Below are 9784 nucleotides of genomic sequence, written 5' to 3'. Positions count from 1 at the left end.
GCCGGGCGGCGATCGGCTCCCGGGGGCGCCGGTGTCCGGGGCGGGCGCGGGGAGCCGGTGCCCGGGCGGGACGGATGGGCGTCCACGTTTCGGACGGGGCCTGTGAGCCGGGACGCAACCGCTGGTCACGGCCTTGTCAGCGTCATGATCCGTGGCCGAGGATGGCCACGGACGACCACTGCGCGGTGTGGCGGGACCGTGCCAGAACGGGCGTACCGATCGGGGCGGAACGGGGCCGACAGGGCCCGGGCCGACAGCGGAAACGGGCTAGCAGGGGGAGAGGGCGTCGTGTCCGATGCAACACTGGGACGGGCCGGCGGACAGGCCCTCGGCGCGCTGGGACTGGCGGAGCCGGACGGGCAGGTCTACGCGGCGCTGGTGGCCAACCCCCAGTCCACGGCGGAGGAACTGGCGGAGAACTGCGGGCTGACGTTCCAGCAGAGCGTGCGGGCCCTGGACCGGTTGGCGCAGCAGGGGATGGCCACCCGGGCGCCGGTGGACCGGCACCGCTACCTGCCCGTCCCCCCGGACGTCGCGATCGGCACCCTGATCGGGCACCGGGAGTCCGAGCTGCGCTACGCCCGGGCCGAGATGCACCGGCTGATGGACGCCTTCCGGGAGGCCTCGAGGTACACCGATCCGGCGCACTCGGTGGAGGTGCTCACGGGCGGCGAGGCGATCGCGCAGCGGCTGGAGCACATCACCGAGACCAGTCAGTACCAGGTGCGCGGCTTCGACCGTCCGCCGTACATCCAGGACCCCGTGGCGCCGATGGGTCTGCAGCGGCGGCGGCTGCGCGAGGGCGTGAAGTTCCGGACGATCTACGACCGGGAGGCGGTGGCCTGGCCGGGGCGGCTGGAGAAGAACATCCTGGTCGGTGTCGCGGACGGCGAGGAAGCGCGGGTCCGGCCGACACTGCCGATGAAGATGGTCATCTCGGACGACCGGATGGCGATCATCCCGATCAGTGTCGGCGACAGCGTGCTGGACGCCGCGTACGTGATCCACCCCTCGGCGCTGCTCCAGGCGCTGGACACGTTGTTCGAGGCGGAGTGGGAGCGGGCCGTCCGGTTGCAGTCGGCGATCGGTACGGGGGACGCCTCGCCGGAGCCGGAGGCCGACCATCGCAAGCTGTTGGGCCTGCTGGCGGCCGGGCTCACCGACGAGTCGATCGCCCGTTCGCTCGGCTGGAGCGCCCGGACCACCCAGCGCCGGCTCCAGAGCCTGATGCGCTCCCTGGGCGCCACCACCCGCTTCCAGGCGGGGATGGCGGCCCGGGAGCGTGGGTGGTTGTAGGGATTGTCATGACTGCGCGTGGTGTCGTGAGGGGCCGGTGCGCGCGAACCCCGGGAATTGTCATAACTTTTCCCTCCCGCGCGCCGTCAGCTCCAGGGGCTGAGCGAGGCCCAGCGGCCGTCCGGGCCGCGCTCGACCTTCTCCAGGCCGACCACGGCGGTGCGGTTCAGCCGCCCGTAGATGTGCGGGAACAGCAGGCCGGGGGCGGACCCGGGCGGCGGGGCACCGTGCGGGGCCTCCCACTTGACCATCGGCTCCACCAGTGACTCCTCGATCAGCAGCACCATCAGCGGGTCGGGGGTCTCGGCGAAGAAGGCGTTGGCCACGGCGAGCGCCGTCTGCTCGTCCGCCGAGCAGTGGATGAATCCGTCGGTGAGCAGCGACGCGGTGGCGTACGGGCGGCCGGGGTCGGCCAGCCAGTCGTCCAGGGGGGCGAGGTGGAGGATCATGGTTCCTTTTCTACCCGTTGTCTCCGGTTTGGTCCTGAGCGGCCGTCACCGGCACGGCGGTGTCCGCCGCCGTGCCGGGCGGAGCGGTCCACGGGGTGGTCCGCAGGGTGGTCAGAGCCCGGCCACCTTGGCGGAGGCGGACACCTCGTAGACCAGGGTGAGGGTGCGCCGGGCGCCCGGGGCGAGAGGGACCTCCCAGCGCACGATGCCCTCGGCGTCGAAGGCGTCCGGTGCCGGTGAGCACTCCTCCTTGCGCAGCCGCACCTCGACCGCGGACACCTCGGAGACCGGCACCCGCTCGCGCACCGTGACGATCCGCTCGTCGTGCTCTTCCGGGCCGGAGAAGCGGGACAGGTGCAGCCGGACCGTCCGGCTGGTGGTCTGGCGGCCGGTGAGGGCGGCGGTGGCCTGGCGCTCCTCCGTCTCACGGACCACCCGGTAGCCGTCCGAGCTGCCGAAGGACAGCTCGGCGTCGGCGCCGGCGGCGGTGAAGCGCAGCTCTCCACGGCCGGAGAAGCCGCTGCCGCGGACCAGCTCGACGGGGCCGGACAGCAGCGGGTGCCCGGCCGTGTTGCCGAACCGGACCACCTGGGTGACCAGTGGGGACAGCTCCGGCGCACAGGCGTACTCGCTGCTCGCCGGGCCGGTGAAGGCACCGAGCGGCACCCGGTGCGCGCGGCCGTCGCCGGGCACGGTCGCCGGAGCGGGGGCGGGCAGCACCCGGACCTCGCCGCCGTCGTCCACGCCCGGCACCCGGGAGGCCGGGCCGAGGGTGGCGACGGCCTCCTCGCGCAGCTCGACCTCGACCGCGCGGCGCTCCTCGTCGGTGCGCTCGCGCAGCACCAGGACGTCCTCGGTGACCGCGGGCGGGTCGGTGGCGAGGGCGGAGCGCGCGGTGGAGAAGGTGAGCCGGACGTTCGTCCAGTCCTCGCCGGTCCGCTGCCAGACCACCGCCTCCGACTCCAGCCGCAGCTCGGCGCCGTCCAGGGCCGCCCGGTAGGAGGGCCGCCACAGGGCGCAGGGCACCAGGTGCGAGACGGCGAGTTCGGCCGGGCCGGACCGCGCCGCCTCGACGGTGAGCTCCAGGTGGGCGGTCAGCTCGGCCGGGGCCTCCTCGGCCTCGTCCAGGGCGGTCAGGGCCTGCGAGCGCTCCTCTTCCAGGCGGCGCAGCCGGGAGTGGGTGGCGCGCAGTTCCTCGCCGTAGCGTTCGCGCTCGGTGTCCACCCGGCCGAGCTCGCGGGCCCAGCGGTTGGGTTCGAGTTCGCCGAGGCCGGCGCCCTCGCCGATCTCGCGGAGCAGGTCGGCGGAGAGCTGGGCGAGCAGTGCGAGCCGGGCCTCCAGCCGGGCCCGGGTCTGGTCGGCGAGGCGGCTCTCGGTGTCGAGCCGGTGCAGCCGGTGGCGCAGTTCGGAGTCCTCCGGGCCGGGTGGCAGGGGCGCTCGCGGGGTCCAGGTGCGGATCAGTCGGGCGTCCAGGACGCGGACGCCGCCGGTGGCGGACTCGGCGCGCAGGGTGCGGTCGACGGCGAGGGCGGTGAGCGGGCCGAGGCGCAGCCGCTGTACGCCCGCGGTGAGCTCGACCGTCGTGGTGCGCTCGACCTGGCCGCGGTCCTCCAGACAGGTCACGGCGGTGACGGGGAGGGGAAGGGTTTCGACGGTCATCGCTCAGTTCCTCCGGTTTCCGCCGACGATGGCCTTTCCGGCCGGGATCTTGATCAGGTAGCCGCCGTCCAGCTCGACGCGGCCGCCCGGCGGCAGGTCGACCCGCCAGAGCCGGGTGCTGGGCGGACAGTCCGGGGTGGAGCCGGTCGGGGCGTGCCAGCCGGCCCGCTCCTCGATCCGGATCTCGGCGTCGGAGGTGACCGGCACCCGCTCGCGGACCTCCACGGTGACGGCGCGTCCGAGCCGGTTCGCCAGCTGGACGTGCACCCGGTGGTCGAGGACGGTGCTGTTGCCCTTCAGCATGCCGGTGGTCGACTCGTGCAGCTCGGTTCGGCGCGCCACCTCGACGCTCTCGGCGACGCCGACGCCCAGCCGCCGGGTGCCGCCGGGCGCCAGGGTTGGAAGGGCGGCGGTGAGCAGGAACTCGTCGTCCACGGTGACCTCGACCGGGCCGGCCAGGACGGCCTGGTCGCTGTGGTTGGCGAGCACCAGGGTCGCGTACACCTTCTCCTCGACGGCGGGGACGGTCACGTATTCCGGGCGGACGGCGAGCGGGACCTCGCCGACGGTGACGGTGTGCCAGGTGCCGTCGGACGGGATGTCGGCGGGGGCCGCGGCGTCGAAGCGGTGGTCGAAGGAGCCGGCCGACTCGCGGGGCGGCACGGCGTGGCGGGGCAGGGTGAGGTCGCGGACCCGCGCGCCGTCGTCGCCGCCGGGCAGTGCCCGGGACAGGGCCTCGTGCTCGACCCGTTCGGGGCGGGGGTGCAGGGTGCCGCGCCTGGCGGCGGGCTCGTCGGGGCCGGCCAGGACGAGGCCGGGGTAGTCGAGCAGGGTGGCGTCCGGGACGAATCCGGGCGGCGGGGGCGGGGCGGCCTGCCCGGTGCGGCGCCGGGCCTCCGCCGCCGGGAGGCCGCCCGGGACCTTCGGCAGCGGTGCGACGGGCGTGGCGGCGGCGACGGGTGTCGGGAACGGGCCCGGCGCGGGCGCGCCGTAGCCGGCGAAGCCGCCCGGAGCGGGCGGGGCGCCCGGGGCCGGGGGCATCGGCTCGTCGACGCTCAGCAGGCCGCCGCCGTACGGCGCGCTCTCCTCGGCGACCGCGAAGAGCTCGGCGCGGGGGCCGGCCGGGCCCGGATCGCCGGGGCGGGCGAGCCGGGCGGCGACCGGCATCGGCGGTGTGGTCGCGCGGAGGGGCGCGGGGCGGTCGGCGACGGCCGCGTCGTAGCCGGTGAAGAGGTCGGTCAGGCCGGCCGGGGGCTCGCGCCAGCCGGAGGGCGGCGGGGCGGGCTGGCTGCGGCCGATCCGCAGCGAGGCGAGCCTGGGCAGGTCGGTGCGGCGGTCGAGGTCGGCGGTGGACAGGGCGAGGCGCACGCCCGTCCAGTCCTCCCCGGTGCGCTGCGCGACGGTGGCGCGCAGGACCAGGTGGGCGGTGTCGGAACCGGTCCGGTGGGAGAGGCGGTAGGCGGGCACCCAGCGGGCGGCCGGGACGCCGTACTCCAGTTCCAGGTCGACGGTGTCCTCGGCTGCGCGGTCGGTGACGCGGTCGGTGACGCGGTCGGTGGCGCCTCGGGCGGTGCCCTCGGTGGCTCCTTCGGCGCTGAGGGTGAGCAGGGCGGTGGTGGTGGTCCCGACCGGCTCGGCCAGGTCGGCGGTGGACGCCCGCTGCAGCCGGTCGGCGGCGAGGTCGAGCTCGTGGTCGGCCAGTTCGAGTTCCCGGGTGAGCTCCTCGGCGCGCTCCTGGAGCCGGGCCAGCCGCTGGTCGACGAAGTCGGCGAGCTCCAGCCAGGCGTCCGCGGGCGTGCGGCGCAGCGGCTCGTCGCGGCGGCGCTGCGGCGGGACGGCGCGCAGCGCGGAGGTCTCGGCGATCGCGGTCAGGACCAGCCGGCGGCGTTCGGCGAGGGAGCCGCGGTGCTCGGTGGCCTCGTCGAGCGCCCGCCTCAGCTCCGGGAGCCGGTCCGGTTCGCGGAGTTCGGCGAGCAGTTCCAGCCGGGCCTCGGTGACCGCGGTGCCGGCCGGTCCGGCGAGCACCCGGGCGCGCAGCGAGCGGCCGTCCAGCGCGGCGGGCAGGCCGGTCAGCCGCAGCCGTCCGTCGGGCGGGAGCGGGACGGTGGCGCGCCGTCGGCACACCGCGCCCTCGGCGTACACCACGACGGAGTCCAGGACCGACGGGTGGGCCGGCACGGCGGGCGGTTTCGACTGCCCGCTCCGGCCGCTGTGCTGATCGTCCATGCGCAACCCCTTCGTTCGCGTGTCGCCCGCCGTGTGGCGTTCGTCGTGCCGCGCCGGTCGTGCCGGACGGGCTTTCGGCCCGCCGGTTGTCCGGTTGCCCGGTTGTCCGGTTCTCCTGCGCGCCTGCTCACCGCGCCTGCTCACCGCGCCTGCTCACCGCGCTTGCCGCCGTGCCGCTCCGCTCGCGCCTTCCCCGTTCCCGGGCGGCCAGTCTGCCCGGCTTCGGGGCGGGCGTCGTCGGATTTCCGGGGTGCGGCGTGTGCACGGTGTGGGACGGCGGCGGGCCCGTCGTGGTTGCCGGGGCGGCAGTTGCCGAGGACCTCGTCCCGGTTGCCGGGCGGGGTGGGGAACTCGACGGGCGGATGAGGGAGGATGGGGCGCGGGTGCTCCCGGACGGTCCTGGCACCCGTCGAAATCGTGATCGAGGAGAGCGACCCGCCATGCGCACTGCCGTCGTCGTCGGCACCGGACTGATCGGCACCTCCGCCGCGCTCGCGCTGACCGCTCGCGGGCTGACCGTCCACCTGGAGGACGCCGACCCGGATGCCGCCCGCACCGCCGAGTCGCTCGGGGCGGGCACCACCGACCCGGTCGACGGGCAGGCGGACCTGGCGATCATCGCCGTCCCGCCCGCGCTGGTCGGCAAGGTGCTCGCCGACTGCCAGCGCCGCAACCTGGCGCACCGGTACACCGATGTCGCCAGCGTGAAGGCGGGGCCGGGCAGCGAGATCGCCGCGCTCGGCTGCGACACCGTCCACTACATCGGTAGTCACCCGATGGCCGGGCGGGAGCGCTCCGGCCCGCTGGCCGCCCGCGCCGACATCTTCGAGGGCCGGCCCTGGGTACTCACGCCGACCGCCGACACCGACACCGAGACGCTCAACGTCGCGCTGGAACTGGTCGCGCTCTGCGGGGCGGTGCCGATCGTGATGGACGCCGCCCAGCACGACCGGGCCGTCGCACTGGTCTCGCACGCCCCGCAGCTGGTGTCCTCGCTGGTCGCGGCCCGGCTGGAGAACGCCGACGAGACCGCCATAAGGCTCTCCGGTCAGGGCGTGCGCGACGTCACCAGGATCGCCGCCTCCAACCCCGGGATGTGGGTCGACATCCTCTCCGCCAACGCCGGCGCGGTCGCCGACGTCCTGGAGGCGGTCGCCCGCGACCTCGGCGAGACCGTCACCGCGCTGCGCGCCATGGACGCCGTCGAGGAGGGCGAGCGGCAGGCCGGCGCGGCCGGGATCGAGGCGGTCATGCGGCGGGGCAACACCGGCCAGGCCCGCATCCCCGGCAAGCACGGCGCGCCGCCCACCCGCTACGAGACCGTGGCGGTCGTGCTGGGCGACCAGCCGGGTGAGCTGGGCCGGCTGTTCGGGGAGGTCGGCGACGCCGGGGTCAACATCGAGGACGTCGTCATCGAGCACTCGACCGGGCAGCAGGTCGGCTTCGTCCAGCTGTCGGTGGCTCCGGCGGCGGTGAAGCGGCTGACCAAGGCGCTGCGGGCGAGCGGCTGGAACGTCCGGGACTGACGGTTCGGGGCCGACGCCCGGGACTGACGGTGCGGGACCGACCGCGCGGGGCCGACGCCCGGGGCGGGAGGCCGGGTCGGACGGCCGACTCGTGAGGCCCGCCGGTTGGGCCGGACGGGTGGCGGGGTGTGTCACGGCGGCGGTCCATTAACCTTGAGGGAGACAATCCCCTGCCGTCCGCCCGCCCAGGCTCCGGCTCCCATGCTCAGAGAGAGGTTCGCCCCCGTGGACACTGCCGACCGAGCGCACGCCCCGGTCGTCGTCGCCATCGACGGACCCTCCGGCTCCGGCAAGTCGACCGTCTCGCGGGCGGTCGCCGCCCGGCTGGGCCTGAGCTTCCTGGACACCGGCGCCATGTACCGGGCGATGACCTGGTGGATGCTGGCCAACGAGGTCGACGTCGACGACCCGGAGGCGGTGGCCGTCGCGTGCGGCAAGCCCGTGATCGTCTCCGGCACCGACGCCGATGGCCCCACCATCACGGTGGACGGCCAGGACGTGGCCGGCCCGATCCGGGGCCCCGAGGTGACCGCCCAGGTCAGCGCCGTCGCCGCGGTGCCGGCCGTACGGTCCCGATTGGTGGAGCTCCAGCGTGGCTGCGCCGAGGTCGCCGAGCGCGGCATCGTCGCCGAGGGCCGGGACATGGGGACCGTGGTGTTCCCGGGCGCCACCGTCAAGGTCTTCCTGACCGCTTCCGAGGACGCCCGCGCCGCGCGCCGGGCGGCCGAGCTGCGTGCCAAGGGCGTCGACGAGGCGACCATCACCGCGATGGCCGCCGACCTCGCCCGCCGTGACGCCGCCGACTCCTCCCGGGAGACGGCCCCGCTGGCCCAGGCCGCGGACGCGGTCCTGGTGGACACCAGCGACCTCACCCTGGAGCAGGTGATCGACCGGATCGCCGGGCTCGTGGAGGAACGGGCCGGACTGTCCTCGGTCTGACCCCCCACGGGTCGGACCGGTGTCGGGCCCACCGCGCGGTGGGCCGACCATCGAGTGAACCGCGGGCCTTCGAGGTGCCGCGGAGAAAACCAACGCGCTGCCCCGAGCGGGGCAGGTACGCACGGCACGCCCCTGGGAAGGGCCGGGCCGGGAAACGGAACAGACGAACATGACCGCAGAGCACGCCGCCACCGAGCACGGTGGACTGGACGCCGCCGACTACGCCGAGTTCATGGCGCTCGCCGCCGAGGAGGGCATCGACCTCGACGACTTCGACGCCGTCGACGGTGCCGAGCACGTCCGACTGCCGGTGCTGGCCGTGGTCGGCCGTCCCAACGTCGGCAAGTCGACCCTGGTGAACCGCATCATCGGCCGCCGCGAGGCCGTCGTCGAGGACAAGCCGGGCGTCACCCGTGACCGGGTCACCTACGAGGCCAGCTGGAACGGCCGCCGCTTCAAGGTGGTCGACACCGGCGGCTGGGAGATCGACGTCCTCGGCATCGACGCCATGGTGGCAGCCCAGGCCGAGCTGGGCATCGAGCAGGCCGACGCGGTGCTGTTCGTGGTGGACGCCACCGTCGGCGCCACCGACACCGACGAGGCCCTGATCAAGCTCATCCGCCGGGCGGGCAAGCCGACCGTCCTGTGCGCCAACAAGGTCGACGGCCCGTCCACCGAGGCCGAGGCCGCGTACCTGTGGTCGCTGGGCCTCGGCGAGCCGTTCCCGGTCTCCGCGCTGCACGGCCGCGGCTCGGGCGACCTGCTGGACGCCGTCATGGCCGCCCTGCCCGAGGCCCCGCCGCAGACCTTCGGCGACGCCGCCCCCGGCGGCCCGCGCCGCATCGCGCTGATCGGCCGGCCCAACGTCGGCAAGTCCAGCCTGCTGAACAAGGTCGCCGGCGAGGAGCGCGTCGTCGTCAACGAGCTGGCCGGCACCACCCGTGACCCGGTCGACGAGATGATCGACCTCGGCGGCAAGACCTGGAAGTTCGTGGACACCGCCGGTATCCGTCGCCGGGTCCACCTGACCGCCGGCGCCGACTTCTACGCCTCGCTGCGCACCTCCGCCGCGCTGGAGAAGGCCGAGGTCGCGGTCGTCCTGATCGACGCCAGCGAGACCCTCGCCGAGCAGGACACCCGGATCATCTCGATGGCCGTCGAGGCCGGGCGTGCCATCGTCGTGGCCTACAACAAGTGGGACCAGCTGGACGAGGAGCGCCGCTACTACCTGGAGCGCGAGATCGAGCGCGACCTCGTCCAGGTGCAGTGGGCCCCGCGCGTCAACGTCTCGGCCAAGACCGGTCGGCACATGGAGAAGCTCGTCCCGGCGATCGAGACCGCGCTGGAGGGCTGGGAGACCCGTATCCCCACCGCGCGCCTGAACGCCTTCCTCGGCGAGCTGGTCGCCGCCCACCCGCACCCGATCCGGGGCGGCAAGCAGCCGCGCATCCTGTTCGGCACCCAGGCGGGCATCCGTCCGCCGCGCTTCGTGCTGTTCGCCTCGGGCTTCCTGGAGGCCGGCTACCGGCGCTTCATCGAGCGTCGACTGCGCGAGGAGTTCGGGTTCGTGGGGACGCCGATCTCGATCTCGGTGCGGGTCCGGGAGAAGCGCAAGAAGAAGTAGCGGTCGGGAGTGGTCGGTCGCCCGACCGACGGCCGGAGGGCCTCGCCACGGTGGTGGCGGGGCCC

At 74.9% G+C, this 9784-nt stretch carries 7 protein-coding genes; 4 read left to right on the top strand and 3 right to left on the bottom strand.

Going from position 1 to position 9784, the window contains the following annotated elements; all coding sequences use genetic code 11:
• The first annotated feature begins 288 nt into the window (after positions 1 to 288).
• Positions 289 to 1296, top strand: coding sequence for a helix-turn-helix domain-containing protein (locus tag ACFRMQ_RS32025; RefSeq protein WP_380734231.1), 1008 nt, complete (start codon positions 289 to 291; stop codon positions 1294 to 1296).
• A gap of 86 nt (positions 1297 to 1382) precedes the next feature.
• On the opposite strand, the gene ACFRMQ_RS32020 is transcribed toward ACFRMQ_RS32025, so the two are convergent.
• The 3 genes from ACFRMQ_RS32020 to ACFRMQ_RS32010 all read right to left on the bottom strand — a co-directional run bounded on the left by ACFRMQ_RS32020 (position 1383) and on the right by ACFRMQ_RS32010 (position 5630).
• Positions 1383 to 1745, bottom strand: coding sequence for a DUF952 domain-containing protein (locus tag ACFRMQ_RS32020; protein ID WP_380734229.1), 363 nt, complete (start codon positions 1743 to 1745; stop codon positions 1383 to 1385).
• Between the two features lie 111 nt (positions 1746 to 1856).
• Positions 1857 to 3404 (bottom strand): mucoidy inhibitor MuiA family protein, encoded by a 1548-nt coding sequence (locus tag ACFRMQ_RS32015; RefSeq protein ID WP_380734228.1) that lies wholly within the window; start codon positions 3402 to 3404, stop codon positions 1857 to 1859.
• Between the two features lie 3 nt (positions 3405 to 3407).
• Positions 3408 to 5630 carry a DUF4139 domain-containing protein gene (locus ACFRMQ_RS32010; protein ID WP_380734227.1) on the bottom strand — a complete coding sequence of 741 codons (2223 nt, stop codon included), beginning with the start codon at positions 5628 to 5630 and terminating at the stop codon, positions 3408 to 3410.
• Between the two features lie 440 nt (positions 5631 to 6070).
• Here ACFRMQ_RS32010 and ACFRMQ_RS32005 point away from each other — a divergent pair, with 440 nt between their 5' ends.
• The 3 genes from ACFRMQ_RS32005 (at position 6071) to der (ending at position 9719) form a co-directional block, all read left to right on the top strand.
• A complete protein-coding gene (locus tag ACFRMQ_RS32005; protein WP_380734226.1) occupies positions 6071 to 7156 on the top strand; it encodes a prephenate dehydrogenase in 1086 nt (361 codons plus the stop codon).
• A gap of 201 nt (positions 7157 to 7357) precedes the next feature.
• Complete coding sequence (cmk, locus tag ACFRMQ_RS32000; RefSeq protein ID WP_380734225.1) at positions 7358 to 8095, top strand: (d)CMP kinase; 738 nt, start codon at positions 7358 to 7360, stop codon at positions 8093 to 8095.
• 169 nt (positions 8096 to 8264) lie between these two features.
• On the top strand, positions 8265 to 9719 hold the full coding sequence (gene der / locus ACFRMQ_RS31995; RefSeq protein WP_380734224.1) for a ribosome biogenesis GTPase Der: 1455 nt from the start codon (positions 8265 to 8267) through the stop codon (positions 9717 to 9719).
• The last annotated feature ends 65 nt before the right edge of the window (positions 9720 to 9784 follow it).

The sequence above is a fragment of the Kitasatospora sp. NPDC056783 genome (assembly GCF_042789895.1).
Taxonomy (GTDB): Bacteria; Actinomycetota; Actinomycetes; order Streptomycetales; family Streptomycetaceae; genus Kitasatospora.
Note: the sequence above shows the minus strand (reverse complement) of the source record. Positions and strands in the feature narration are given on the sequence as shown.